Raw genomic sequence first — 25,901 nt, 5'->3', positions numbered from 1 at the left:
GCTAATCCAACAATCAGACGTGGGGTGATGACGGTCACGATAAACTCCGCTCAAAAACTGGGGTAATTTCGGTATAGACCGCATATTTACTCTTGACAAGGTGATATTTGTTTGAATGAAAATCGCATACGTAAATGGCGTATGTTGCGCTAATGAAAGACAGAAATAGCAATAAGAGTTAAGAGATGGCTAAGTTATATTTTCGATATTCGGCGATGAATGCCGGCAAATCTACAATTTTGCTGCAAGTTGCGCACAATTATGAAGAGCGGGGCATGAGTGTACGTTTGTTCACCGCTGCAATTGATGATCGCTTTGGGGTTGACACGATTGCCTCTCGTTTAGGGGTGAGTAGGCAAGCCGAGTTATTTGACGAGACAACCGAATTTGTTGGCACCATTGCAGAAAATGCACCACATTGCTTACTGATTGATGAGGCTCAGTTTTTGACGCCAGCACATGTTCGCCAGCTGCACGAAGTCGCTCACCGCTTGGGGGTGCCGGTGATTTGCTATGGTTTGCGTACCGATTTTCGCGGCGAACCATTTCCGGGATCGATATACCTGCTGTCATTGGCGGATGATCTAGAAGAAATGAAAACCATTTGCTTGTGTGGGCGCAAAGCGACCATGAACGCAAGACTAGACGCAAACGGAAAGCAAGAAACCTCTGGGAATCAATTAGAAATCGGTGGAAATGCTCGATATCGGTCAATGTGTCCAAAATGCTATTACGGATTTACAAAGATTGATCAATCTTAATTAAGATATACAATCTACAGTAAACAATTAATTAGCCCATTAATGTTATGATTCGCCATTGAATGTTTTAATTAATTGATTTTATTTAATGAATCCGTCTGAAATACCCAAATTACATATTCCGGAAATTATTTTCCGAGAGGATGGTATTGTGTGTGTTGATCATGGCTATGCACGCACACTGACATCTGAAGGGGTATTAGAAGTGTTGAGAATTCGAAGAGAGTTCTCTCTCAAACCAATGCCCTTAATGATAAAGATGGATGGGCGTCCAATTTTAGACCCTAAAATAATCTCGATTGTGAAGTCTGCGGAATATTGCGAAGTCACTCCCGCGGTTGCCTATGTCACTAGCAGTTGGTATGTACGACAATTGCTAGATACCTATATGACTATCCAGACACCTAGCTATCCTCTATTTGTATTCGAGCAAGAAGAAGAGGCATTGGCTTGGTTAAGTCGATTTGTCCCTGCTAAATAATTTTTCAAAAAGTAACACCACAAATTGATCAAATTGAATAATTGAAAATATGTAAATTCAATATGATTAATTCATTACCTACGAATTGTCTAATATTTGGTCAATCAGTCGCGTCACATTTCACATCACGCAAGCAACTTTTTGAGTGACCGTTTAAACCGCTTTGCAATTGAAGCTAGGTCTCGTGGTTGCTCGGTTTGCTACAAATCTTGTCATGCAGTGCCGCAAAGAGTTAACAATTTCTAACTTTTGCTTCTCAAAATCTCTGTTAATATGAAATTATCGGGATAAAAAGTAGTAGAAATGTAGTCATGACAGCGCCTTCCTTACCACATATACACACACCAACTGTTCAGTTACGAACAGATGGCATCATGTGTATCGACTACGGGCACAATCCTAACTTATCAGGTGAAGGATTGGCTGAGGTGCTGCGTCGGCGTCGCGAAATTAGCCAGCTAGCCATGCCCGTGTTAGTCAAAGTAACTGGCCGCCCCAGTATTGATTCGCAACTACCCAAAGCACTACGATCACCGGATTACTGCTCAATTACTACCGCTGTGGCTTATGTGACGGATAGTTGGCATGTGCGGAATCTGATTAATACCTATCTTACCGTACAGAAACCACCATACCCTTTGTTTATCTTCGATACAGAGGAAGAGGCGGTGATCTGTTTACGCCGGTATGTGCAGGGAGACCCTGCGATATAACTTAGCAATTTGCAATCGGTGACTATAGATAAAAAACGCTGCGAATATATCGCAGCGTTTTTGTTTACAGCATCAAAAAGCAGGTGGCAGAAATAAGGGTGGGTATTGCGGCGGCGGCGGCTAACTTCAGCGGTTTAATAGAAGACTCTTCAAAGTAGTTCTTCAAAATCGCTACGCCAGCAGGGTTAGGCGCATTGGCAATAATGGTGAGGCCACCCCCTGTTACGGCTCCTGTCACTAGGGCGTATTTAAACTCCGGCGACAAATTATCGACCAAAGAACCTAAGTACGTTAAAGCGGCATTGTCGGTAAAGGCCGTCAAAATGGTTGCCCCCCAGAAAACTTGATCGCTGGTCATGGCGACTAAAACCGGCTTTAGCCACCACTCTTGCAAACCACCTAAGACGACTAATCCCGCTAAAAAGAAGGCAACCAATAACCCTTCTTTTAGAATTAGGCGTTGATGATATTTTTCGTAGGCTTGTGCTAAACCTAAGAAGAACAGGAAAAGGCCTAAGAAAATAGCAGGGTGATGAGAGAAAATTACCACGCCAGCTAAAAATAGGTAATGCACAATCACGAGTGGCAAAGGAATACGCTTAGCCTGATTGGCATCACTAGATGGGGTAAGCTGGCGAAGTTCTTTAAAGAAAATTGCACACAACAACACCGTATTGATGCCAATCGCAATGGCGGCTTTCCAGCCAATGGTGGTCAACATGAAGTTGCTATCCCACTTCCACGCGCCAGCCACCATTAATACGGGCGGTGCTGCAAAAGAAGTCAGGGTGCCGCCAATTGAGATATTGACGAATAAACAACCAATCGTCGCGTATTTCAACTTATTAGAAATATTGTGCTGAAAAATTTTCTCAGAAAGCATGATCGCAGCAAGTGTCATGGCAGCTGGTTCGGTAATAAATGAACCTGCTAGAGGCACAAGCGACATAATCAGGAAGTACTGACCTAAGCTTCCTGGTAAGCGACTTGCCTTGCCTAATACATTCACCACTTTCATGACACTCGTCAAAATAGGGCTAGTCCCAGCAATCACCATAATCGCAAAGACGAAGAGCGGTTCGGTAAAGTTTCGACCATCTATGTAATGAATAGCGGTTTCTTCGCCAGCAACGAAGAAAATGGCAAGCATGAGCACCATCGCCCAAAAGCCAAACACGACCTCTACTTCTCCAAGCAAATGCCACAGCCCTGCGTTGGCAGGATTTTTATGAGCAAGGTGCTCAAAGAAGCCTGTAGAAAAGGTATGAAGGATGGCAATGCCAAAAATAATGGTGCCAATCAGTTGGATGTTTGAAGATATTTCCAAAATAACCTCATTTCACATTTGTACAAATGTATAATGATTTACATTATACAGCTAACTGACGTTGTACGCCCCTATGCATATCCCTGATTATCAAACCATTCGAAATCGTTTATTACGTCAAAATGACTGGCGTGTATGGCAAGGCCGTTTAGTCATTTGGCTGATGGCATTTGCTGCGGGTTTAGTCATTGTTTTCTTTGCTAGGTTAGTAGACTTAGGTATCGAATGGTTCAACGAGGGCTACCGTTTGGCGTGGTGGATGCCGCTCATTGTGACGCCGCTAGGTGGTGCCGGAATTGCCTGGCTCACCCGTAAATATTTTGCTGGATCAGAGGGGAGTGGTATTCCACAGGTGATTGCCGCGATTCACGTATCCGCTTCAAAGATTCCAATTACTCCATTGTTGTCCCTAAGAATTGTTGTTGGAAAGATCATCATGGGGACTGGTGCCTTGCTTTGCGGGTTTTCTTCCGGGCGTGAAGGGCCTTCTGTGCAAGTTGGCGCTAGCCTGATGGCGTACTGCCAACGCTGGCTACCGCGTCGCTTTCCGATTTCTGCCCATCAACTCATTATTGCCGGTGGATCAGCTGGTATTGCGGCTGCTTTTAATACGCCACTAGCGGGAATCGTATTTGCGATTGAAGAATTGGGTAAGAAGTTTGAAGAGCGTACTAACGGTGTGCTACTGACCGCGATTATTCTTGCTGGTGTGATTTCTATCTCTATGCAGGGGAATTACACCTACTTTGGCCGATTATCAGTGGCGAATATTTCCTCTGGCATTTGGCTGCCTGTATTGGCTTCAGCAGGGATGTGTGGCGTTTTGGGTGGTGTGTTTAGCCGTTTAATGGTGGTGGGTAGCCAGCCTTGGGGCGGAAGAATTGGCGCGTTCAGAAAGAATAATCCAGTTGGTTTTGCTGCATTTTGTGGCCTGATGGTGGCATTGCTTGGTGTGGCGTCACACGGCGCAGTGCATGGTAGTGGCTACTCGGTGACCAAGCTGGCACTAGATGGCGAGCAAACCATGCCATTCTTATTCGCGTTCGAGAAAATGTTGGCAACGCTGTTCTCTTATTTTGCGGCGATTCCTGGTGGTATCTTTGCACCTAGTTTGGCGGTAGGGGCGGGGATTGGGCAAGACTTGTCGCTAACAGGGCTGGGGGATGTGACGACGACGGCTTGGATGGCGTTGGGAATGGCAGGCTTTTTAGCGGCAGTCACGCAAGCACCAATTACGTCATTTGTGATTGTGATGGAAATGATAGATGGGCATGCGATGGTGATTAGTCTCATTGCTACCGCGTTTATTGCTAATGCAATTTCAAGACTAATCAGCCCACCGCTATACCACTCTTTAGCTAACAACTTTATCAAGCGTCTTCATGTGCAACCAATTCCTCTTGAGGACGATGCAGTGTCAGCTGAGGGTAGGGAATCGTCAAACCCTTCTGATCAAAAGCATGTTTGATCTGACGTAAGAATTCACGGCGTACATTCCATTGTTGAAGTGGCTGCACTTTAATGCGGCCTTTCAATGAAATACCATATTCACCTAGTACATCGACACCAGCAAATTCAAACTCATCTAAGATGATGGTTTGCCATTTTTCTTGCGTACGCATTTTACTAATCGTGTCTTGCATGGTTTGAATAGCCATTTCTAAATCATCATCATAACCAGCTGACACGTCTAGTACCGCAAAAGCAAATTCCCTGGTTTTGTTCACGACGGTAGAAATAGTACCGTTGGGCACAAAATGCACATTGCCTTCGTAATCGCGTAGGCGAACAAATCTGAGGGTAACTTCTTCTACAAAACCTTCATGGTTGCCTAGTTTAACCACATCGCCTTGGCGAATTTGGTTTTCTAACAATAAGAAGAAGCCGGTGAAATAATCTTTGACCAAGCTTTGTGCGCCAAAACCCACCGCCAAACCGACAACCCCTGCCGCACCAAGAATTGGGGCAACAGACACGCCGAGTTCGCTTAGAATCAGCATGCCCGCAATCAATGAAATGACGACCGTCACAATATAGCGACAAACGCGGCCGATGGTTTCTGCCCGCTTCTTGGATTCATTATCCCCCATGCGTAAGGTAATACGCTTTCGCAGCGCGACAATCCCTTTTTGGGCGAGGTGAATGGCAACATAGGCCAATACCACGACTAGCGTAATACGAAGAGCGGTGTTAGATAGGTGCCCTAAGAAGTCAGCGAATTTTTCCCAAATACTTATCCCTGTCATATTCTATGCTTCTCCTGTTGCGTGAATGTCGGTGTTTAAATCGAGATGAGACACGATGGTATAAAGATCGTGAATCACTTGAATCGGCGCTTCACGAAGTGAGTCGTGCTTCGGATCATAAGCAAAGCCAACATCTGCCATCTCTAGCATGCAAAGATCGTTCAGGTTGTCTCCAATCGCAATCTGGTTTTCAAATGGTTGGTGACGCAGCTCGGCTAATTGACGTAGCACATTGCTCTTACAGTGCTTGTGCTTACCGCACCCACCGCTGTCCATTTCAAATACCGGATTGAGGCGTAGGCCACCTGTGCAAATATCATTTCTGAATTGCAATAAATGACCGAGAGCAAAGTCAGCGAAAACACGCTTTCTAAGGGTTTCAGTCGCAATGTAGTAGCTATCACTCACCACACCAACTGTGTAGCCGTTTTGTCTGAGAATTTTGATCGTCTCAATCGCATGGCGATTGAGAGGGATCTCTTTTGCAACTTCTAAAAAGATCTGCTTCGGTACGCCTCTAAACAAGCGTGCAATGGAGTTACTGCGTGTAATGCTGTCTAGGTCTGAATGGTCTAGTAAAGAAGCCAATTCTTCAGCTTTGCCGCATTTTGCAGCCAGATGCTGTACAAATCGTCCACTCGTTAAGGTGCCGTCCATGTCAAAAATAGCAATTTTTGGGTGCTTGCTACTAGCGATGGCAGCACGGTCAATTTCTGCTTCTAGATGACGTTCAGACTCGACTACCTCGCTCACTTGTTCTTGTGTAAAACGCCCCGCTTCTTGTGCATAACGGAAAATGGTGCGACTGACTTGGTCGGCCATGCGCGAGAGATTTTCTAACGATTGGCTATCGTGTTCGATACGACCAATTTCCACTTCCGCAATTTTGACGTTTTTTAAGGAGGCATCTAACAATAAGCCGACATCCACGCCGTAATCATCTTCAAATTTTAAGGTTTCTAATACCGATCTACGGGCAGCAATAATGCCGCCTAATGGTTGTTTGTAATGTGCCAATTCTGGAAAGAAGGTGCGAATTAGCGGCTTGGCCGTCAGTTCAGTTACTCGCCCACCGGCACGGCCAAAGGCTGCTTTGACGAAATCCGCACTACCAATCAATAGCGGGTAAAGTAGTTGCTCAATTAATCCATCTTTTAAACCAGCTAGATCACCATCAAGATACAAAATCAGATCAAAATGGGCATGTGCCAATCCATCTGCCATGGATGCGCCTTTTCCTAGTAATGAGCTAGTAATGACATAGGCGCCATTTTCTTTGGCCCTAATGGCGGTTGCATCCGTAGAGCCGTCATCGATAACCAATACCTCGCCGACTAACTTGCTCGCAGTGGCAAACTGAACAACTTCGGCAATCCTCAATTCTTCGTTAAGTGCAGGGATTACGACTGTTGCTAACATGATTGCCTCCAAATGTATTTGTACAAATATATTTTTATACTGCTATACAAACTAGCTAGCCGTCAAGGCTAGTTCATTTGTATGCACATGGAAGCAATTTAGACAGTAGCGTCGGATTAAAGATCCGAAAGAGGGGTCTGGCCAGCGGCAGGATCAATGTCCATCTTCGATAAAATCAAATCTAAAGATTGGCAAATTTGATGTAATTCGGTAGCGGAAAGTGTTTTTAGCGTCGCAGGTAAAATGCCTTCTGCAGGGCCAGGAGCCTTGGACACAACGCTTAAACCTAGGTCACTTAGAGAAATGAGTGTTACTCGTTGATCAGCAAGCGATTTTTCTTTCTTAACAAGGCCTTCTCGCACCATTTTTTCAATCAAATTACTGGCGGTAGACTGATGGATGGATAGTGCATTCGCAAGTTCAGTGACGCGCTGTTTATCTTTCTTTTTTAAGCAGGATAGCAACCATAACTGTGAGCCACTCACACCGCACTGCTGCTCTACTTCATGAAAGTGTGAGCGCACACTTTTGAAGATCATGCGAAATTTCTTTAAGGCAATAATGTCTAGACTCTCGGACATTTTTCAAATCTACTTATGAGTAATGCTTAAGATAATAACGCACGTATGTGTGGTATGGATGACAAATTTTAAATTTACGTTAAAAAAGCATTTGTCCAAATGTAAGTGTGCGCAGTAGAATACAAACTACTGCTTTGAGAATGAATACCCCACTGCAGTAGCAACTTGCCTCAGTTTAGTCAACTGAATTGGAATGGACTTTATTTTGAATGCCCTGCCCACCGGTAGGGCATTTTTTTATCTGGATTTTTCTGAGGATTCAGGAAACAGATTGGCAATCGAACCTAGGTGGTCGATTTGCTTGCCAAAGCGTCTGCAATGAATGCACATGGCTAGATGAATTTTTAGCCATACGGTTTCGGTGGTGGTTAGCGGCCTATCTCGTTTGCAAGAGAGTAAAAAAGTCGCTTTGCGGCAGCTTTTTAGTGGTCTCATTGGGCTTCTCCTGCAAACCATTTTTCATTCAGACAGGTTCTTAAGCCCATCCGCGCGCGATACAGTAGTACTGATCCATTAGTCGCGGTAATCTCCAAATCCTTACAAATATCTGCGAGTTCAATCCCCATTACTTCACGCATCATAAATGCTTGGGCGGTTTTTAAGGGTAATTTGGCTAAGCACCACTCAAACAATTGCCAGAACTGGCTATTACTCATGGCGCTTTCTGGCTTTGCCCAATCGGATACGCCGGGTGCTGCCCAGTGACCGCGCTCATCAAAAAGCTCTTCTAATTCACCAAGCCCCGCCAGATTGTCTTGCTCGGTTTCTGTTGCGGTCGGTTCTTTTTGCTTTAAGCGAATTAAATCGATAATTTTGAATTTAAGAATGCCTGTGAGCCAAGTTTTGAGGGAAGACTTTCCCTCAAACTTATCGGCTTGTTCGAGTGCTGCAAGTAGCGTTTCCTGCGTGACATCTTCCGCTTGCTCAGGGTCGCGGAGTTGCAAGAGAGCATATCGATACAGGTAAGTCCGGTGATTTTCTAGTGCTTGAAGATCCATTCACTTACCCGTATAGAGAAAAATCAACACGTAGGAATTGCAGGCGTGCCTTGAACCAATCGAGACAAGATACGATGGAAGTGTCTTGGGTCTTTCGGTTGGTTTAATTCCGCAGGTCTTGGCAAGAAGTAATCGTACAAACGAGATAGCCAGAAGCGTAATGCCGCAGCGCGCAGCATCATATCCCATGCTTCTACTTCTTCTTTGGTAAAGGTGCGAACCGCTTGATAAGCACGTAAGAAGGCATCGTACTTCGCCATGTCAAATTGGTAATCGCTGCCCATACACCAATCATTCACGGTAATGGCCACGTCGTACATCAAGGTATCGGTACAGGCGAAATAGAAGTCGATCACTCCGCCAATGGCTTCACCTTCAAATAGCACGTTATCGCGGAATAGATCCGCATGAATCGCACCAACCGGCAGGTGGCTACGGTCAAATGTTGCTTGTAGCGCAACTTCGGTTTCCATCAAGCCAAGTTCTGCATCGGTCAGAAAGCGAGAAACCGCAATCGCCGTACGAATACGCCAGCTATTGCCGTGGGTGTTTTCACGTTGCTTGCTATAGCCTTGGCCAGAGACGTGCATCTTTGCCAGCATATCACCAACGGCTGCACAGCGTGCCACGCTTGGGCTATCAGACCAATCACCTTTCATGCGGGTCACCAGCGAAGCAGGTTTGCCGTTCAGTGTGCCTAGATAGATATTGTCCCGGTTACGGATTGGTGCTGGCACTGGTAAACCAGCGTTGGCCAAATGCTCCATCAACTCTAGGTTGTATGGCAGCTGCTCCGCTTTTAAGTTTTCGAAAAGCGTTAAGACAAAACGACTTTGGTTAGCGTATTTTCCTGCATTTGCACCAGAGGTGGTCACAAAGAAATTACTATTATCGATACCAGCCAAAATGCCTTGCAAGCTGCTTAGTTCGCCTAACTCATACTGTTGAAGCCATGCAGACAGTTCTGCATCGCTTACCGGGGTAAAAACAGACATAAAATACTCACTGCGGCTGATTTAGCCAGTTTGGTTTCCACATGCTTGGGTCGATATTGTCTTTCTTAACAAAATCGCCTTTGCCTTCTTCGTCTGCCATGTAATACGGCGGACGGTTATCTGGCGTAACCTTGATCAGGTAAACCTTGCCGCGGCGGATGAATTTTTCCTCCAGCAGGTCGCCTTTACGGGTGCTGACAATTGCAGGTTCATCGGTAATATCTACCGTCAACTCCGGTGGTGGCACATCCGGTAGGGGCGGTGCATCTGGGGGTAGTGCGGGCGCAGATTTTGCCTGCGCCCCGGTAGCTACGATAAACGCAGCCGAGAGTATAAATGTCTTGTGAAAGTTCATAAAGAGAATGTCGATGCACGTTCCGTCAAATTTTGACTTCGACTGCGTGATTCGTAATGGTTAAAGATAAGTTCGACGACTTTCGCAGGGTCATCCGTCACATGAATCAGGTTCATATCATCCGGATTAATCATGCGTTCATTGACTAGCGTTTCGCCAAACCAGTGTACCAGACCTTTCCAGAATTCGCTGCCGACCAAAATCACGGGGATTTTTTTCGCTTTACCGGTCTGGATAAGCGTTAACGCTTCTGATAGTTCATCTAACGTGCCAAAGCCGCCAGGCATCACCACATAAGCGGTGGCGTGCTTCACAAACATCACTTTGCGCGCAAAGAAAAACTTAAAGTTAATGCTCACATCTTGGTAAGGGTTGCCGCTCTGTTCATGCGGTAACAAGATGTTTAATCCAATAGAGGGTGATTTTCCCGCAAAAGCGCCTTTATTGGCCGCTTCCATAATGCCTGGCCCACCACCAGAAATGACCGAAAAGCCCGAATCGGATAATCGACGAGCAATATCTTCGGTGAGCTTATAAAATTGATGATCAGGTTTGGTTCTGGCCGAACCAAAAATGCTAACCGCCGGAAGCACGCGGGTAAGTTTCTCGATGCCCTCCACAAATTCGGACAGAATTTCCATCAACCGCCAAGATTCTTTGGCAGAATACGGTTTCTGCTGAGCAGCAGGATCGAGCACTTTAGGTAGTTTGTCCTGTAAACTCATGGTTTGCTCCTTTTCTTATCTCGTTGGCTAGCAAAGCCCTGTTGTTGTTATTTGTATCATCAGGTCAGTAATTACTGGCCAGAAAGTAGGCTGAAAAATGAAAAAACTGGTGTTGGTGGATGGTTCTTCGTATCTGTATCGGGCATTTCATGCCATGCCAGACCTCCGTGCCAAAACCGGCCAGCCTACAGGGGCCATCTATGGCGTAGTGAATATGCTAAAACGCCTACAAAAAGATTACCCTTCTGAACATAGCATCGTGGTGTTTGATGCCAAGGGCAAGACTTTTCGCGATGACCTATACCCACAGTATAAGGCACAGCGGCCTCCTATGCCGGATGATTTACGCGAACAGATCGAACCCTTACATGACATCATCCGTGCAATGGGGTTCCCGGTCATTATCGAGCCCGGCGTAGAGGCCGATGACGTGATCGGCACATTGGCACATAAAGGTGCAGCGGAAGGGATGGAGGTGATCGTCTCTACCGGTGATAAAGATATGGCGCAGCTGGTGAATGACAAGATTCGACTAGTCAACACCATGAGTAACGAGGTGCTAGACGAAGCGGGTGTGGTGGGCAAGTTTGGTGTGCCACCTAACCGCATTATTGATTACCTAACGCTCATTGGTGACACGGTCGATAACGTACCGGGCGTGACCAAGTGCGGCCCCAAAACCGCTGTGAAATGGCTAACCGAGTTTGGTGATCTGGCCACCCTGATGAGCCGTGCTACAGAAGTAGGGGGTGTGGTAGGCCAGAACCTGCGCGACGCACTGGATTGGCTACCCATGGGCCGCCAACTGATTACCATTAAATGCGATGTTGAGCTCAAAGAAACCTGGGCTGACCTCACCAACCGTCCGGTTGCAGCCAATGAACTATTAACGCTATTCCGCCGTTGCGGGTTTAATACCTGGAGCCGAGAGCTGGAAGAGGCGGGCGCGGTGGTGTTAGCGGATGGTCAAACCGCGCCAGTGGAATTGGCCGCAGGCGAAATGGGCGATTTGTTTGCCGCAACCCCCGTTGCCGCACCGGTAGTGCCGCAAGAACGCCGCTATGAAACCATCCTGACGACTGAACAATTAGCCGCTTGGGTGACGAAACTAACGAGTGCATCATTATCTGCGGTAGATACCGAAACCGATAGCCTAGACAGCATGGTCGCACGAATTGTCGGAATCTCTTTTGCGGTGACGCCTTACGAAGCTGCGTATATCCCGATTGGGCATAGCTACCCCGGCGCACCCGAGCAACTTGCGTTAGACAAAGTACTAACTACCTTGCGTCCTTGGCTAGAAGGCAATCAGTACCCGAAAGCTGGCCAAAACCTGAAGTACGATCGCCACGTATTTGCCAACCACGGCATTACGCTGGGCGGTGTGGCAGAAGACAGTATGCTGCAATCGTACGTGCTGGCCAGTAACGAGCCACACAATATGGATGATTTGGCCGAGAAGTATCTGGGCGAAACCACCATAAAGTACGAAGAACTCTGCGGCAAAGGCGCGAAGCAAATCCCGTTTGCCCAAGTGAGTATTGAAGACGCAGCCAAGTATGCGGCAGAAGATGCTGACATCACCTTGCGGCTGGTGCAGCATTTCCAAGCATCACTCAACAAATCGAAAGAACTGGACTACGTTTATCGCCAGCTAGAATTGCCAGTGTCAGAAATCTTGTGCCGAATAGAACGCCAAGGCGTATTGCTAGATACCGGCAAGTTGGCACGTCAAAGCCATGAAATCGGCACTCGTTTGCTGGAGTTAGAGCAAAAAGCATATGAGATTGCCGGGCAACCGTTTAACCTGAATTCGCCAAAACAGCTGCAGGAAATCTTGTTTGTAAAGTTGGGCATCCCGACCAAGGATGTAAAGAAAACCGCGAGTGGTGGTTTTTCTACCGATGAAGAAGTGCTGCAAAAACTGGCACTAGATTACCCGCTACCGAAACTGCTGCTGGAAAACCGTACGCTCAGCAAACTGAAATCGACTTACACCGATAAACTGCCGCTAATGGTCAATGCTGCGACCGGCCGTGTACACACCAACTACGCGCAAGCAGTAGCGGTGACAGGCCGCTTGTCTAGCAACGAACCTAACTTGCAGAACATTCCGGTGCGTACTGCAGAAGGTCGCCGTATTCGTGAAGCGTTTGTTGCCCCGGCTGGCTACCAGATAGTGAGTGCCGACTATTCGCAAATCGAACTCCGCATCATGGCGCATTTGTCGGAAGACCCTGGGCTGTTGGCTGCGTTTGCCGATGGGCAGGATGTGCACCGTGCAACGGCATCCGAAGTGTTTGGTGTGGCGGTAGAGGAGGTGACGAGCGACCAGCGCCGCTACGCTAAAACCATTAACTTCGGCCTGATTTACGGTATGTCCGCTTTTGGACTGGCTTCTCAGCTAGAAATTGACCGTGGCACCGCGCAAGGCTTTATCGACCGCTACTTCCAACGCTACCCTGGCGTAAAAGACTATATGGAGCGCACCCGCCATGCCGCACGAGACCAAGGCTATGTCGAAACGGTATTTGGCCGTAGGCTATGGTTACCAGAAATCAAAGCCGCTAACGTGATGCGCCGCCAAGGTGCCGAACGTGCTGCGATCAATGCCCCAATGCAAGGCACCGCCGCCGACCTGATCAAACTCGCGATGATAGCGGTGGATAGTTGGCTAACCACAGAAAAACTCACCACCCGCCTCATTATGCAGGTACACGATGAACTGGTGCTGGAAGTGCCAGATGCAGAACTTGAATTGGTAAAAACCAAACTGCCAGAACTGATGGCCGGTGCTGCTAGCTTGCGCGTACCGCTACTGGCAGAAGTGGGAGTCGGTGAAAACTGGGAAGCGGCGCATTGAGAGAGCCCCCCAATCTTTGTGTGTAGCATCGCAAAGATTGGGGGGCGTCGTTTACGAAATGCTGCTACACACAGCGCGCACCTTCTCGCTAAACTCTGATTCCTTGCTACTCGTCATCACCAATTGATCCATTGCCCTCGTCATCCCAACATACAGTACCCGTGCTTGTTCTGCAGCATCGTGGCTGGCGTAGGGTAATTCTCCAATCCCGGCGATCCCGACTAGGGGAAACTCTAGTCCTTTGCTGCTGTGTAGGGTGAGCAGAGAAACGCCTGCGTCCGTTTGGTCTTTTTTGACCGGGATGTTGGACGATTTGAACATATCGAGAATTTGATCGAGGTGGCGGTTGCTATAGGCTAGCACCGCCATGTCCTCCCACCGTAGTCCATCCGCATGGGCGCCGGTAAAACGATCTGCCAAATAGCGGACTTCACTATTAAAGGTGGGTAACTGGATAAACTCTGGTACGGGGCCGTGTCTGCCTGCGGTTTCTGGTGAAACCAGTGGTGTGCCATCTTCGCTTGCCTCTTCAGGCGTCATGACTTCACTGGCAAACGCATGAGCAACCGCGAGCACTTCTGCTGTATTTCGGTAATTGAGTTTCAAGATAGTGGTACGCCCCACCGCCTGAATACCTACGCTGGCAAAACTGAATTTATTCTTGCGGCGTTTTTGGTAAATATCCTGAGCACTATCGTATAACACCATCAGCGCATTACTGTCTGGATCGACCATTTGCACAATCAGCCGGAACCATTCTGGCTGGAAATCATGTCCTTCATCAACGAGTAAGGCGCTGTATTGCCCTGCTGGGACTTGTTTCTGATTGACGCCATCAATCACGGTTTGCACTAGTGCATCGTAATAACCATCTCCCGCCGGCGGTTTGGCTAACTGGTAGGTGGTTTGCATATCCTGACACCAGCGGTGGAAGGTGCGCACGACGACGTTTTGCGATAATCCTTTTTCTGCCATCCAGACGCTTAGTTTTTGGGCGAGGGCACGGTTAAAACACAAGATGAGAATCGGCTTGGTAGCGGTTTTTGCCAAATATTCTGCACGGTAGCCAAGAATCATGGTTTTGCCAGAGCCTGCCACGCCATGAATAACACGATGCCCTTCGCCTAGGCTTCTGGCGAGTTGTTCTTGCTGAATGTCCATCACGCGAACTAACTCAGGCAAGGCGCTTGCGTCGGCAATTTGGGTGGCGCTCTCAAATAACGATCCCTGATGTGCGCTAATGCGCACATCGGGGAAAAGCCGCCAGCGGATACGGTCGATTTGCGGGAGCGTGAGCATGCAGCGGAATGGTTGGCTGAACATTTGCCACAGTCTTTGCTGGAAGGTTTCTGCTTCTACGGACTCTGTCATTTCATCTTGGCAAATGACTAAGTGTGAGGTAAGCACTTCTGCTAAACCGGACTGATCGAAAACAGAGCGGGTAATATTTGGCAGCACAACCCCATGACCGTACGGCATGCAAAGCTTGCCTGCGTATTTGCTATCCGGTGGAAAGCACAGGAGTGGATCTGCTTTTAATGCTTCCCCAGTTACTTGAATAAAGTCACGTGCTTTTAATAGCGGATTCGGTTCTTTGACGAGTTTGCCATTAAAGTTTGCTTCGACTAATTGCGGATCAATTCGCAAAATACTGTCGCGCTTCCAGTCTTTGACTTCCAGCGCAAGCAGACCGCGATGCGGATTCAGAATCAGAAAGTCAGGGCGCCGACGTTTGACGCCAACGGTAACGTCGTACCAGCAAAGGTAATCTTCTTCTAGTAGCGATTCTAATCGGCGTGCGAAACGTTTTTCGCCATTGGTCATTCTGCCAAGGCTGCTATTGAGGTTGGGGATGAGGGTTGCCACTTAGTCCAAAGTACATTTGATTAATACAATGGACTAAGTGTAGAGGATGTTTTAAAAAATGCCAGTGCTATAAGACATTTGAAAGCTGAATGTTTGATTATTGCGGCAGTATCGTTTTACTTCATCGGCACCTGACCAAAAAACCTCCAGATCTCGTCATTCGCTGAAATGGCTTGGCTGGGGCCAGCTTTGTCTGATCGGGTTTGCCCGCCGCCCGGCCAAGAGTGCCCGCCCGTGTCGGTAGCGCAGAGTCTGACCGTCGCATCGCCTGCGCAGCCGGTACGATCTTCACAGTACGCGCCTGCAACGGTGAGGGTACGTTTAGCGGGGGCAGAAGAGCAGCGATTTCGGCTTGCCCAGTTGTTAATGGTTTGTGGCACAGAGGTGAAGTCGGTGACTTTCGATTCGTCTCTGAAGGCGCCTTCGCCTGCGCCGCCGTTATACAGTACGTGATCATCATCTTTGGCGTGGATGTGCAGAATCGGGATAGGGCGGCTTGGATTGCAACTAGTGGTATTGTCGGTGCCGGCAACAGATGCAATGGCGGTGAAGACATCACTCGCTTCGCAGGCTAGACGGTGGCTCATCATCCCACCGTTAGACATCCCGATGGCGTAGACGCGGCGAGCATCCACGCTGTAGTGCTGCTTCATGTATTCGACAACGGCTTTGGCAAAGCCCACATCATTCACGTTTTCATCTCTGGCTTTACCGCAACAGCGGCCTGCGTTCCAAGTGGCAAGTTTGTCGCCAATTGTACCGACGCCATTGGGTAAGGCGAGAATAAAACCGGCACTATCGCTTTTGCTAATCAGGTGATAGTTACTGTCCTTGCCCATAAATTCCATGCTACCGCCGCCACCATGAAATGCCAGTACTAGCGGAGTGTTTTTGGATGGGTTATATCCTTTGGGAAGATGGATGGTAAACGTGCGGTTTCTGCCATCAAAACGCATCTCTACTGTGGTGGTACTGCCCGCGCTTGCTTCGTTTTGCCTTGTTTCGCGTCGCTCTTTTACCCGCTCTGCAATGAGGTCTCTTAGTGGCCCTGCGATAGAGACAAGGCTAACTAAGCTAATTAAGCCGCCAACCAAGTAGGTGTGTATCCGTTTCATCTTTCCCGTCCCGCCGTTTTTCTTTGATTGGTATGCTAATAAGGCGGCGTGAAAAATTCAAATGACATTTTGTGACGGCTTGTAACAATCTGTCTTAAACCCACCAGTAACGGATGATGTGAAAGAACACTGGTGCCGCAAAGCTGAGCGAATCGACCCGGTCTAACATGCCGCCATGGCCTTCAATTAGATCCCCCCAGTCTTTTACGCCCCGATCACGCTTGATGGCAGAAAGAACAAAACCACCAAAGAAACCAAGGATGTTAATGGTGAGTGCAATTAGTGCAGCTTGAAGCGGTGTAAATGGGGTGGCCCACCAGAGTGACATGCCAACTAAGGTCGCGGTAAATACGCCGCCAATTAACCCTTCTACCGTTTTAGAGGGCGAAATAGCAGGGGAGAGTTTGTGTTTGCCGAGTAGCTTCCCCCACACGTACTGGAACACGTCGCTCGACTGCACCACAAACAGCAAAAATAGAATCAGCAGTTCTGGGCGTGGATAGCCGGGGATATGCAAGGTAAGCAGCGCAGGAATGTGCGATAGACAGTACACGCAGATCATCAGCCCCCATTGGATTTTTGCTGCGCGATCTAAAAATTGGGTGACGTCTTTGCCAAGGGACGCAGAGATTGGCAAAAGCAAAAAGCCGTAGACCGGAATGAAGATGCTATAGAGACCATACCAGTCATCCCAGATAAGGTAATACTGAAGGGGTAAGAAGCAAAAGAATACCCACAACATGGCACGGTAATCGCCACGTCTGGTTTGGATAAGTGATAGGTATTCTCGCAGGCATTGAAAAGAAATCAGCGCAAATAATGCGATGATGGCATTGCGACCTTGCCAAAAAGTGACGGCAAGTAACCCGACCATCACCCACCAAGCTTTGGTGCGGCTATTCATATTATCAATGACATTATGCGGTTTGCCTTTGGCTATTCCCCATTTTAAACCAGCGCCAATGGCACTAAAAATAATGAGTAAGGCAAACGCCCCAACAAAGATTTGGGAGACCGGATTGGCTAACAAGGTATCGAGCATCATTTTCTCTACATTATTGGGCGGAAAGTGCCTTGAGGGCATTTTCTAGGCGAGTCAGGAATTCTTTTTTCGACTCATTTTCTTGGAGTAACAGTGGCGCACCATACCGGATGCTGCATAGCAGTGGCACGGGTACAAAGGTGCCTTTTGGCATGACCCTGCCAATGTTTTCAATCCAGACGGGGACTAACTCGATTTCTGGCCGGAGTTGCGCTAAATGGTGGATACCACCTTTAAACGGTTGGAGTTCGGTCCCCTGATTGCGGGTGCCCTCCGGGAATAAAATGAGCGATTCCCCACCATCTAGCACTTTGGCCATTACATCCAGCCCCTTTGCTGCTTCGCGCGGGTTGCTTCTATCTAGCAAGACGCCATGAAAAATTTGCTGGATAAGAAAGCGACGAATTGGCCCTTTGTCCCAATAATCTTTACCAGCGACGGGGCGGGTATAGGGGCGAAGCACATCTGGTAGGCTGGCCCAGATGAGCAAAAAGTCACCATGACTACTGTGATTGGCGTAGTAGATTCGTGCTACTTTGTTGGGTTCGGTGCCGATCCAATTGGCGGTTAAGCCAGTGAGTAAACGCGCAAACCAGCAAAATCCACCAGCAATGAAGCGATTGATCATGGCGGTTTCCTCATTGCTTGCTAGCGGATTGGCTATGTCGTAAACCACTACGAATTCGGTTAACGATGTTTAGCACCATGAGCAGCGCACATGCCGGCAACACCCATGTCACCCATTGTGGCAGAGGGATGTTTAAGCCGATTAATAAGCCTAATAAGCCAAAAATAAACGCGCGATCGCTCTTCCCCATTGGGCCATCGTATTGTCTGGGGGCGCCAATCATCGGGCCAAGCGCGCCCGTCATTTCAGAAACGGCTGCTAGCCAAATGACCACACCAACCGACCACACGCTAAATGGAGAGATGAGGGCAAAAGGAAGGAAGAGGGCGGCATCCGCTACTACATCGGTGAGTTCATTCAAGTACGCACCGAGGGCGCTTTTTTGGTTGAACTCTCTCGCTAGCATGCCATCCACGGCATTTAACGCCATGCGAAGTAGCATCCACAGCGGGACGAGTAAAAACCAATGTGCTGCCGGTTTGGCAAAAAATAGAAAAGTACCCAGCAAGACGGAAATCAGCCAGGCGAAGAGGGTGACTGTATTGGCTGTCACGCCAATGGCCGCTAGTTGGCGAACAAAAGGGCGTAAAAGTGACTGAAAGGCGGGTTTTAACTGATAGATGCTGATCAATTGCATACTTCCTTGTCATGAAGGTATGCAATTGTACTGTAAGCGCTACGTGGTGGCGACTATTAGCCACGCCCCTCTTATGCTGCTTACTCGCATTAAGAGGGGCGTGTGCTAGTTATTTGCCTAGTGCTTTTCGAATTCCAGCACCGTAAGCAGGGTCAATTTGATCGAAGTGGGCTAATGCACGTTCTACGATGAAATCTGGTACCCCAGCCATACTGCCAGCAATGTTGGCGCAAACGCGTGCCTGATGTGCTGCATCAAACAATTTCCAAAGGGCGCGAGGCTGGCTGTAATAGTCATCTCCCGATCCACTTGCATCACGATGATTCCAACGCGCTGCTTCGAGGTTAATCGCCAACGGTGGTTCTGCCACCGCAGGGTTTTGAGTCGCCCCACCAAAGCTATTGGGTTCGTAATACGCATCTGGGTGTCCTGTCATTTGCGCATAATCTTGTCCGTAAGGGTTCATCGAGCCATCTTTGTGATAGTGATGAACCGGGCATTTCGGACGGTTAACCGGTAAACTCTCGTAGTGCGTTCCCAAGCGATAACGGTGCGCATCTGCGTAGCTAAACACACGGGCTTGCAATACTTTATCTGGGCTAAAGCCAATGCCCGGCACAATATTAGATGGTGACAACGCGAGTTGTTCGATCTCGGCAAAGTAGTTCGCCGCATTGCGGTTTAGCTCCATCACACCGACTTCAATCAATGGGTAATCGCTATGTGGCCATACTTTGGTCAAATCAAATGGGTTGTACGGTGTGGTTTCGGCCTCTTTTTCTGGCATCACTTGTACGTACATCGTCCATTTGGGATGGTCGCCACGAGCGATTGCGCCGTATAAATCTTCTTGGTAACTTTCACGCGTTTTACCGATGATCGCAGTCGCTTCTTCATTGCTCAAGGTATGTTGGCCTTGCTTCGTTTTAAAGTGAAACTTCACCCAGAAACGTTCGCCGTTTGCATTCCAGAAGCTAAAGGTATGGCTGCCGTAACCATTCATAAAGCGTGGGCTAGCCGGAATACCACGATCACTCATCAATATGGTGACTTGATGAAGCGATTCAGGGCTATGGCTCCAGAAATCCCATGCGGCGGTATTCGAGCGAAGGTTTGTCGCAGGGTGGCGTTTTTGGGTGCGAATAAAGTCTGGGAACTTCAACGGATCACGAATAAAGAATACCGGTGTGTTGTTACCCACCAAATCCCAGTTACCTTCTTCGGTATAAAACTTAATCCCGAAGCCGCGCACATCTCTTTCTGCATCTGCCGCACCTTGTTCGCCCGCAACGGTAGAAAAACGTGCAATCAGTTCGGTTTTCTTCCCTATTTCACTAAAGACTTTTGCAACGGTGTATTGGCTAATGTCATTTGTAATGGTTAATGTACCGTAGGCGCCCCAGCCTTTTGCATGCACAACGCGCTCTGGAATACGTTCGCGATTCTGATGTGCTAGCTTTTCAATTAATTGCCAGTCTTGCATTAACAATGGGCCACGTGGGCCGGCTGACAAACTATTCTGGTTATCCGCAATCGGCGCACCTGCGCTGGTGGTCATTACTGGGCATTGTGTTGGCTTAGTCATGATCTGTTCTCTCTATTTATTATGTGAATTCAATTAGTAAGCTTGTGCAAGTGCAGCCAAGGTTTCTAACCAAGAGGTTTGGTAAGTATGTTTTGGGGTACGGATAGACATGGTGTGCTCCTTCGTTTCCGGTGAATATGGAGCAAGTCTACGGAGAGAATTATGATAGGTCTAATTGATTGTAAATAATAATTCGATAGTAAAAAACTAATTTGCGGCTAGCCAATCAAAAACCTCATTTACAATCGGTGTGCGAGGTAGTTGTAGAGACCTAGCAATCCAGAGTCTGCCACGTAGTTGAGAGGGGATTTGAGATAGGTGAATGAGCTTGCCAGTGGCTAAGTAGGGTAAGCACAGGAGTCTCGGCAAATAGGCGATGCCTGCAGATTGTAAGCTAGCGTCGAGCAACACCCTTGGGTCGTCACTTGTGATGCTGCGCTGGTAATGAATTTTTTGTGATCTTGCCAATAAGCCGCCCCAGGTTGGATCACGTTCTAGGCATAGTAGCGGTGAATGGTTCAAGATGCCGGGGTAGCCTTTGCTGGTGAGGTCTGCCTCCCATTCCCGGCTACACACGGCAATATATTCATCTTCTAATAATGGCGTGCATTCAATCTCTTCTTGAAAGATGGGCTTACGGGTGATCGCAATGTCTACATCAATTCTGTCGATCGTTTCAGTTGTTTCTTGAATGGTTAGCCAGATTTCTTGCGAGGGAAAGGTTTTTCGCAGTTGTGGTAATTTGGGAATCAACCATCCATGTGCGACATCGGCTGGGACGTTAATAATGACGGATGCCGGGTCGCGATACGGCTCAATACGCTCTAATCCATGGTTGAGCAGTTGTAGCGATTGATAAACCGATTGAAATAGTACTTCCCCTGCGGCGGATAAGCCGACGCCATTCCCTGATCGGGTAAATAAGGTTTGCCCAACAAAATCTTCTAGTTTTCTCACTTGCTGGCTGATTGCCGACTGCGTAATACCCATCTCATCTGCTGCTTTTGAAAAGTTCTTTAGGCGGGCAGCCGCTTCGAATGCTTGTAAAAGAGGGAGTGGGAGTAATGGCTTCATTGGTATTAGAAAAACTAATATGGGTGTCAGTGATGCTAATTGTCTCGAGATAGAGAGTCAACGTAAATTCATGTTATGTCACTCATTTGTTAGCGATGTATGGGTAGGTAGAGGCTATCTGCTAATAGTTTGGCTAATGAGGCGGATCAATATAGACCAAATGGAGAGGGTCGGATGAAATTACGTTTAATCGCTGCAATGGTGCTATCGGGGTTATCTGCTGTGACGCAGGCCGCTGAAATGCCAGAGTTACATATTTTTGCTTGGGCAGATTATTTTGCGCCAGATGCGCTTAGTCGTTTTACCAAAGAGACCGGTATTAAAATCATCTATGATAAGTTTGAAAGTAATGAAGTCTTACAAGCCAAATTGTTAACCGGTCGTAGCGGTTACGATGTGGTGTTTCCTGCCTCGGAGTTTGTGAGTAAGCAGATTGCGGCAGGGCTATATCTACCCATCGATAAAAAGAAGCTGACGAATTATCATAATTTAGATGGCAACGTGATGGGAAAAGCATCAGATGTAGACCCCGGTAACAGATATGGTGTGCCTTATGTTTGGGGAACGGTTGGCGTGGCGATTCGCCCTGCTGCGGTAAAAGCGGCATTAGCGGGCATGCCAATGCCTGCAGACCCGCTTGCTTTGCTATTTGATGCGCGTTACACCAGCAAACTAAAAAAATGTGGAATTTCTTACCTAGATGCGGCGACGGATGTTGGCAATATGGCGCTGGCGTATCAAGGAAAAAGCCTTGTCGGTGGCAAGTTTGATTTAACGGCACTCGATGCGGCGATGAAGGTCATTCAACCCGCCAGAGCGGATGTTCGCTTGTTTAACTCGACACCGATAGACCCTGTTGGCGGTGGCGATGTGTGCGTGGCCATGATGTATTCTGGTGATGCGTATACAGCGGCAAAACGGGCGAAAGAAGTCGGCAGTAAAGATACCGTGACTTATCTGCTGCCGAAGCAAGTGATTCCTGCCTGGATGGATATGATGGCCATTCCTAAAGACGCGCCGCATCCTGATAACGCCCATCGGTTTATTAACTACATGATGGAAGCGAAAGTTGCCGCGGAGACAACTAACTTTCTATCGTTTGTGAATCCTAATGGGGCGGCAACGGCATTCGTGAGGCCTGAAATTCGCAATGATCCTAAAATTTATCTACCCGCAGACACTATTCGCCAATTGGCGTTATCCGTGTCTGCACCGCAAGCGTATCAGCTAAAACGCCAACAATTTTTCTATCGCTTTAAATCTGCTAAGTAATGCTTCATCATCAATCAAACGAATAAAAAAGGTAAGCTGAAATGACGCAACCCAATCAACCCAAAGATCCGGTATATGGTGATGGCGCGATTCGCCGTACTAGTCTGTATGGTAGTTCCATTGAAAATACTTACGCTGGCGTGCTGAGTTTTATGCGCCGTAATTACACTAGGGACTTAACCGGTGCCGATGTGGTAATTAGCGGTGTACCGCTCGATTTAGCCACCACCTTTCGCCCGGGTGCTCGGCTTGGCCCCGCTGCGATCCGTGCGGCGAGTGTACAGTTGGCCGAGCTAAAACCTTACCCATGGGGCTTTGATCCGTTTGATGATCTAGCCGTGGTGGATTATGGCGATTGCTGGTTTGATGCGCATCACCCACATACCATCATGAATAGCATTGTGGAACATGCGAGAACCATCCTTGCTTCTGGGGCAACGATGCTGACGTTTGGCGGTGATCATTACATCACCTATCCACTACTTAAGGCGCATGTAGAACAATATGGCGCACCATTAAGTTTGATTCACTTTGATGCGCATTGCGATACCTGGCCAGATGATTCACCAGATAGCTTAAATCACGGCACGATGTTTTATAAAGCCATTCAAGAAGGGCTGATCGATCCTAAGCGTTCGGTGCAAATTGGTATTCGAACATGGAATGATGATTTTATGGGGATGAATGTGCTAGATGCGCAGTGGGTGCATTCGAATGGCCCGCAAGCAGTGGTGAAAAAGGTAAAGGAAATTGTGGGTGAACACCAAACCTACTTAACCTTTGATATTGATTGCTTAGACCCTGCTTTTGCACCGGGTACCGGCACGCCTGTTGCGGGTGGTTTAAGTTCTGCGCAAGCGTTAGAGATTATTCGGGGCATGGAGCAAGTGAACCTCATCGGGATGGATGTAGTAGAAGTCTCTCCGTCTTACGATCAAAGCGAGATTACTGCGATTGCTGCTGCGCATATCGCACAGGATTTACTCTGTGTGATGCGTAATAAAAAGGTCGCTTCTGCGGTTTAATAAAAGTCGAATTGTAAAGATGGCCCGTCAACGCAAATTGGCGGGCTTTTTTTATGACAAAAAACTGTTTGTCTGCTAAATTTTAATAGGAGTATCTATTTATCATTACCCTTAATGGATAGGAATGTTACATGCAGTCCGTGCCTTTGGCGCCCAATGAATCAGAACGTCTCGCATCATTAAAAAGGATGTTGATTCTTGCGACACCAGATGAAGAGGTGTTTGACCGTGTAACGCGTGTTGCACAACGCTATTTTCAAGTACCGATTGCGCTGATCACCTTGCTAGATGAAGAGCGTCAATGGTTTAAATCTTGTATTGGTTTGCCGATTAGAGAAACCGAGCGAAACCTATCTTTTTGTACGCATGCCATTTTGAGTGATGACGTCATGATGGTGGAAGACGCGAGAGAAGATCCTCGTTTTTGCCGCAATCCCTTTGTTACCGGTGCGCCCCATATTGTTTTTTACGCAGGTTATCCGATTAAAAACAGCGAAGGTTTCCGTTTGGGAACGCTTTGTATTGTGGATCATCAGCGGCGCAAATTAACTCACCAAGAAAAGCTAACGCTTAAAGATTTGGGCGTTTGGGTCGAGCAAGTGATGAAATTGCGCACCCTAAGTGAAGTCCAGACGCAAATGTTAGAAGTAATCGATGAAGCAGAACGGCGTAGTTTACTCGACAACTATCTAAATATTTGGAATAAGACGGCGATTATCGATGTGCTGAATCGAGAGGTAAATAGGGCCTACCGCCATCAACGTGCCTTATCGTTAATGATGGTGAGAATCGAAAATATGGCGGCTTTACAAGCGCAATATGGTGATGCGTTTACGGCCAGTGCTACCTTGGATGTGGTGCGCAATATCCGTTCCGTAACACGGTCATTTGATTCTATTGGTGTGTATGATTTTGACTCTTTTATGGTGGTGCTGCCGGAGTCTGATGCGATCAAAACCGCAGAGATTTGGGGCAAACTGCATGAAGCGACAGGCATGCTTCCCTGTTTGGTGGGCGATGAACTAATCGATCTAACCCTCAAGGTGGGTATTTGTTCATCGACCTTTGTTGGCTATACACCAAACCCGCAAGAAATGATGATGGATGCGCTTATCCAGTTAAACAAACCACTGCCTGATGATCTGTTGCCCGTCACCGATGATGACGATTACGCGGGTTAACCGTTAACTTAGATCTTGCCTTCCCCCAATATGTGCTAAGAGCGTATCTACCACTAAACGGACTCTGGGTGTTCGGTATCTGTCTGCGCTATAGAGTAGCCAACTCGTCCCCTGATAATGCCCCAGCATTTTCCAACTAGGTAACACCCGCACTAATTCGCCGCTTGCTAAATAATGGGTCACGGTAAAGTGCGGTAACCGTGCGATGCCAAGCCCTTCTAGCGCACCTTCGCGTCGAACTTCACTATGGTTTGAGGCGTAACGGCCTTTCACCTGAACCGATACGCGTGCTTTATGATGCTCATTTTGAAATGTCCACACCGCATCATCTGGGTAGACGCCTAGATGTAAGCAACTATGCTGCGCAAGTTGCTCAGGGTGCTGAGGTGTGCCGTGTTGTTCTAAATACATGGGCGAAGCACAAAGCACGGTTTCGACAGCAAAGAGTGGCCTTGCTACAACGCCTAGCGGCGGCTCGCCTAGTCGAATAGCAATATCTACACCGCCACTAATCATATCAATCGGCTCATCGCTGACTAATAAATCTAGCTGTAAATGCGGGTAGGCTTTTAATAGTGTAGGGAGTAGGGGGTGAACCAATTGTCTAGCAATGGCTTTGGGGGCAGAAATCCTGACTAAGCCTTCCACCATGGTGGTTTGCCTGACAGAGCTTTCCATAATCGAGTGGGCTGCCGCGGTGATTTTTCTGGCATGTAGACAAATCTCTTGCCCGCTTTCAGTTAGCCGAATTTGCCGCGTACTTCTTTCAAATAAGCGTAGTTGCAGTACTTCTTCTAGTTTTTTGATCTGCTTACTAATTGCCGACGGGGTTTGTCCGGTTGCTCTGCTAGCGGCGCTAAACGAGCCAGCATCGACTACTTGGACAAACAGTGCTAGCTCACTTAAATGCGCGTAAATCAATTTTTGCGGCAGCATACGGGATTCTTTTTTCTGTGGAGTCTATTTGTGCCATTTTGGCATAAATGAAGTGATAAAAAATAGGATTAACGAA

25 protein-coding genes are annotated in these 25,901 nt (G+C 47.7%); 8 read left to right on the top strand and 17 right to left on the bottom strand.

The window, feature by feature from the left end:
* The first annotated feature begins 185 nt into the window (after positions 1-185).
* From LIN78_RS10415 to LIN78_RS10405, 3 genes are all read left to right on the top strand, one after another.
* Positions 186-761 (top strand): thymidine kinase, encoded by a 576-nt coding sequence (locus tag LIN78_RS10415; RefSeq protein WP_227180739.1) that lies wholly within the window; start codon positions 186-188, stop codon positions 759-761.
* A gap of 88 nt (positions 762-849) precedes the next feature.
* Positions 850-1,242 (top strand): DUF7793 family protein, encoded by a 393-nt coding sequence (locus LIN78_RS10410; RefSeq protein WP_227180738.1) that lies wholly within the window; start codon positions 850-852, stop codon positions 1,240-1,242.
* A gap of 311 nt (positions 1,243-1,553) precedes the next feature.
* Positions 1,554-1,955 (top strand): DUF7793 family protein, encoded by a 402-nt coding sequence (locus tag LIN78_RS10405; RefSeq protein ID WP_227180737.1) that lies wholly within the window; start codon positions 1,554-1,556, stop codon positions 1,953-1,955.
* A 64-nt stretch (positions 1,956-2,019) separates the two neighbouring features.
* On the opposite strand, the gene LIN78_RS10400 is transcribed toward LIN78_RS10405, so the two are convergent.
* Positions 2,020-3,282 (bottom strand): putative Na+/H+ antiporter, encoded by a 1,263-nt coding sequence (locus tag LIN78_RS10400; protein WP_227180736.1) that lies wholly within the window; start codon positions 3,280-3,282, stop codon positions 2,020-2,022.
* 73 nt (positions 3,283-3,355) lie between these two features.
* Between LIN78_RS10400 and LIN78_RS10395 the strand changes: the two genes are divergently transcribed.
* Positions 3,356-4,750, top strand: a complete 1,395-nt coding sequence (locus LIN78_RS10395; protein ID WP_227180735.1) for a chloride channel protein — start codon at positions 3,356-3,358, stop codon at positions 4,748-4,750.
* Here LIN78_RS10395 and LIN78_RS10390 read toward each other — a convergent pair.
* The 8 genes from LIN78_RS10390 to LIN78_RS10355 form a co-directional block, all read right to left on the bottom strand.
* Positions 4,653-5,528 carry a mechanosensitive ion channel family protein gene (locus LIN78_RS10390; protein WP_227180734.1) on the bottom strand — a complete coding sequence of 292 codons (876 nt, stop codon included), beginning with the start codon at positions 5,526-5,528 and terminating at the stop codon, positions 4,653-4,655. The two genes, LIN78_RS10395 and LIN78_RS10390, sit on opposite strands and share 98 nt — an antisense overlap.
* A gap of 3 nt (positions 5,529-5,531) precedes the next feature.
* On the bottom strand, positions 5,532-6,947 hold the full coding sequence (locus LIN78_RS10385) for an HAD-IB family phosphatase (RefSeq protein WP_227180733.1): 1,416 nt from the start codon (positions 6,945-6,947) through the stop codon (positions 5,532-5,534).
* A 116-nt stretch (positions 6,948-7,063) separates the two neighbouring features.
* Entirely contained in the window at positions 7,064-7,528 is a 465-nt protein-coding gene (locus LIN78_RS10380) for a MarR family winged helix-turn-helix transcriptional regulator (protein WP_227180732.1), read from the bottom strand.
* 237 nt (positions 7,529-7,765) lie between these two features.
* Complete coding sequence (locus LIN78_RS10375) at positions 7,766-7,963, bottom strand: anti-sigma factor family protein (protein WP_227180731.1); 198 nt, start codon at positions 7,961-7,963, stop codon at positions 7,766-7,768.
* Positions 7,960-8,526, bottom strand: coding sequence for a sigma-70 family RNA polymerase sigma factor (locus LIN78_RS10370; protein ID WP_227180730.1), 567 nt, complete (start codon positions 8,524-8,526; stop codon positions 7,960-7,962). Before LIN78_RS10370 ends, LIN78_RS10375 begins: the two co-directional genes overlap by 4 nt.
* A gap of 23 nt (positions 8,527-8,549) precedes the next feature.
* The gene (locus LIN78_RS10365) at positions 8,550-9,521 is read right to left on the bottom strand and encodes a homoserine kinase (protein WP_227180729.1); all 972 of its coding nucleotides are present in this window, start codon (positions 9,519-9,521) and stop codon (positions 8,550-8,552) included.
* Positions 9,522-9,528: 7 nt separating this feature from the next.
* Positions 9,529-9,876 carry a DUF2782 domain-containing protein gene (locus tag LIN78_RS10360; RefSeq protein ID WP_227180728.1) on the bottom strand — a complete coding sequence of 116 codons (348 nt, stop codon included), beginning with the start codon at positions 9,874-9,876 and terminating at the stop codon, positions 9,529-9,531.
* On the bottom strand, positions 9,873-10,601 hold the full coding sequence (locus tag LIN78_RS10355; protein WP_227180727.1) for an LOG family protein: 729 nt from the start codon (positions 10,599-10,601) through the stop codon (positions 9,873-9,875). Before LIN78_RS10355 ends, LIN78_RS10360 begins: the two co-directional genes overlap by 4 nt.
* 97 nt (positions 10,602-10,698) lie before the next feature.
* On the opposite strand from LIN78_RS10355, the gene polA reads away from it, so the two are divergent.
* Positions 10,699-13,464 carry a DNA polymerase I gene (gene polA / locus LIN78_RS10350; RefSeq protein ID WP_227180726.1) on the top strand — a complete coding sequence of 922 codons (2,766 nt, stop codon included), beginning with the start codon at positions 10,699-10,701 and terminating at the stop codon, positions 13,462-13,464.
* Between the two features lie 51 nt (positions 13,465-13,515).
* On the opposite strand, the gene LIN78_RS10345 is transcribed toward polA, so the two are convergent.
* From LIN78_RS10345 to LIN78_RS10315, 7 genes are all read right to left on the bottom strand, one after another.
* Positions 13,516-15,330: a DEAD/DEAH box helicase gene (locus LIN78_RS10345; protein ID WP_227180725.1), complete on the bottom strand. Its 1,815-nt coding sequence runs from the start codon at positions 15,328-15,330 to the stop codon at positions 13,516-13,518.
* A gap of 116 nt (positions 15,331-15,446) precedes the next feature.
* A complete protein-coding gene (locus LIN78_RS10340; protein ID WP_227180724.1) occupies positions 15,447-16,445 on the bottom strand; it encodes an extracellular catalytic domain type 1 short-chain-length polyhydroxyalkanoate depolymerase in 999 nt (332 codons plus the stop codon).
* 94 nt (positions 16,446-16,539) lie between these two features.
* Positions 16,540-17,490, bottom strand: a complete 951-nt coding sequence (locus LIN78_RS10335; RefSeq protein WP_227180723.1) for a phosphatidate cytidylyltransferase — start codon at positions 17,488-17,490, stop codon at positions 16,540-16,542.
* A gap of 10 nt (positions 17,491-17,500) precedes the next feature.
* Positions 17,501-18,115: a lysophospholipid acyltransferase family protein gene (locus tag LIN78_RS10330; RefSeq protein WP_227180722.1), complete on the bottom strand. Its 615-nt coding sequence runs from the start codon at positions 18,113-18,115 to the stop codon at positions 17,501-17,503.
* A gap of 10 nt (positions 18,116-18,125) precedes the next feature.
* Positions 18,126-18,743, bottom strand: coding sequence for a CDP-alcohol phosphatidyltransferase family protein (locus tag LIN78_RS10325; RefSeq protein ID WP_373307753.1), 618 nt, complete (start codon positions 18,741-18,743; stop codon positions 18,126-18,128).
* A 118-nt stretch (positions 18,744-18,861) separates the two neighbouring features.
* Positions 18,862-20,337, bottom strand: coding sequence for a catalase (locus LIN78_RS10320; protein WP_227180720.1), 1,476 nt, complete (start codon positions 20,335-20,337; stop codon positions 18,862-18,864).
* A gap of 207 nt (positions 20,338-20,544) precedes the next feature.
* Complete coding sequence (locus tag LIN78_RS10315) at positions 20,545-21,411, bottom strand: LysR family transcriptional regulator (protein ID WP_227180719.1); 867 nt, start codon at positions 21,409-21,411, stop codon at positions 20,545-20,547.
* 174 nt (positions 21,412-21,585) lie between these two features.
* Between LIN78_RS10315 and LIN78_RS10310 the strand changes: the two genes are divergently transcribed.
* From LIN78_RS10310 to LIN78_RS10300, 3 genes are all read left to right on the top strand, one after another.
* A complete protein-coding gene (locus tag LIN78_RS10310; protein WP_227180718.1) occupies positions 21,586-22,683 on the top strand; it encodes an extracellular solute-binding protein in 1,098 nt (365 codons plus the stop codon).
* Between the two features lie 41 nt (positions 22,684-22,724).
* Positions 22,725-23,708 (top strand): agmatinase, encoded by a 984-nt coding sequence (gene speB, locus LIN78_RS10305; protein WP_227180717.1) that lies wholly within the window; start codon positions 22,725-22,727, stop codon positions 23,706-23,708.
* A 131-nt stretch (positions 23,709-23,839) separates the two neighbouring features.
* Entirely contained in the window at positions 23,840-24,889 is a 1,050-nt protein-coding gene (locus LIN78_RS10300) for a GAF domain-containing protein (RefSeq protein WP_227180716.1), read from the top strand.
* A 3-nt stretch (positions 24,890-24,892) separates the two neighbouring features.
* Here the strand turns inward: LIN78_RS10300 and LIN78_RS10295 are convergent, their stop codons facing one another.
* A complete protein-coding gene (locus LIN78_RS10295) occupies positions 24,893-25,825 on the bottom strand; it encodes a LysR family transcriptional regulator (RefSeq protein ID WP_227180715.1) in 933 nt (310 codons plus the stop codon).
* Positions 25,826-25,901 lie beyond the last annotated feature (76 nt).

It is taken from the genome of Leeia speluncae, assembly GCF_020564625.1.
GTDB classification, from domain to species: domain Bacteria; phylum Pseudomonadota; class Gammaproteobacteria; order Burkholderiales; family Leeiaceae; genus Leeia; species Leeia speluncae.
This window is presented reverse-complemented; position numbering and strand designations above follow the sequence as displayed.

Coding starts and splice junctions, on each gene's coding strand:
- LIN78_RS10340 (WP_227180724.1), bottom strand. CDS start 16,445: ATGAAACGGATACACACCTACTTGGTTGGCGGCTTAATTAGCTTAGTT.
- LIN78_RS10395 (WP_227180735.1), top strand. CDS start 3,356: ATGCATATCCCTGATTATCAAACCATTCGAAATCGTTTATTACGTCAA.
- LIN78_RS10335 (WP_227180723.1), bottom strand. CDS start 17,490: ATGATGCTCGATACCTTGTTAGCCAATCCGGTCTCCCAAATCTTTGTT.
- LIN78_RS10320 (WP_227180720.1), bottom strand. CDS start 20,337: ATGACTAAGCCAACACAATGCCCAGTAATGACCACCAGCGCAGGTGCG.
- LIN78_RS10360 (WP_227180728.1), bottom strand. CDS start 9,876: ATGAACTTTCACAAGACATTTATACTCTCGGCTGCGTTTATCGTAGCT.
- LIN78_RS10315 (WP_227180719.1), bottom strand. CDS start 21,411: ATGAAGCCATTACTCCCACTCCCTCTTTTACAAGCATTCGAAGCGGCT.
- LIN78_RS10370 (WP_227180730.1), bottom strand. CDS start 8,526: ATGGATCTTCAAGCACTAGAAAATCACCGGACTTACCTGTATCGATAT.
- LIN78_RS10405 (WP_227180737.1), top strand. CDS start 1,554: ATGACAGCGCCTTCCTTACCACATATACACACACCAACTGTTCAGTTA.
- LIN78_RS10365 (WP_227180729.1), bottom strand. CDS start 9,521: ATGTCTGTTTTTACCCCGGTAAGCGATGCAGAACTGTCTGCATGGCTT.
- LIN78_RS10410 (WP_227180738.1), top strand. CDS start 850: ATGAATCCGTCTGAAATACCCAAATTACATATTCCGGAAATTATTTTC.
- LIN78_RS10330 (WP_227180722.1), bottom strand. CDS start 18,115: ATGATCAATCGCTTCATTGCTGGTGGATTTTGCTGGTTTGCGCGTTTA.
- LIN78_RS10295 (WP_227180715.1), bottom strand. CDS start 25,825: ATGCTGCCGCAAAAATTGATTTACGCGCATTTAAGTGAGCTAGCACTG.
- LIN78_RS10375 (WP_227180731.1), bottom strand. CDS start 7,963: ATGAGACCACTAAAAAGCTGCCGCAAAGCGACTTTTTTACTCTCTTGC.
- LIN78_RS10415 (WP_227180739.1), top strand. CDS start 186: ATGGCTAAGTTATATTTTCGATATTCGGCGATGAATGCCGGCAAATCT.
- LIN78_RS10300 (WP_227180716.1), top strand. CDS start 23,840: ATGCAGTCCGTGCCTTTGGCGCCCAATGAATCAGAACGTCTCGCATCA.
- LIN78_RS10310 (WP_227180718.1), top strand. CDS start 21,586: ATGAAATTACGTTTAATCGCTGCAATGGTGCTATCGGGGTTATCTGCT.
- speB (WP_227180717.1), top strand. CDS start 22,725: ATGACGCAACCCAATCAACCCAAAGATCCGGTATATGGTGATGGCGCG.
- LIN78_RS10380 (WP_227180732.1), bottom strand. CDS start 7,528: ATGTCCGAGAGTCTAGACATTATTGCCTTAAAGAAATTTCGCATGATC.
- polA (WP_227180726.1), top strand. CDS start 10,699: ATGAAAAAACTGGTGTTGGTGGATGGTTCTTCGTATCTGTATCGGGCA.
- LIN78_RS10390 (WP_227180734.1), bottom strand. CDS start 5,528: ATGACAGGGATAAGTATTTGGGAAAAATTCGCTGACTTCTTAGGGCAC.
- LIN78_RS10355 (WP_227180727.1), bottom strand. CDS start 10,601: ATGAGTTTACAGGACAAACTACCTAAAGTGCTCGATCCTGCTGCTCAG.
- LIN78_RS10385 (WP_227180733.1), bottom strand. CDS start 6,947: ATGTTAGCAACAGTCGTAATCCCTGCACTTAACGAAGAATTGAGGATT.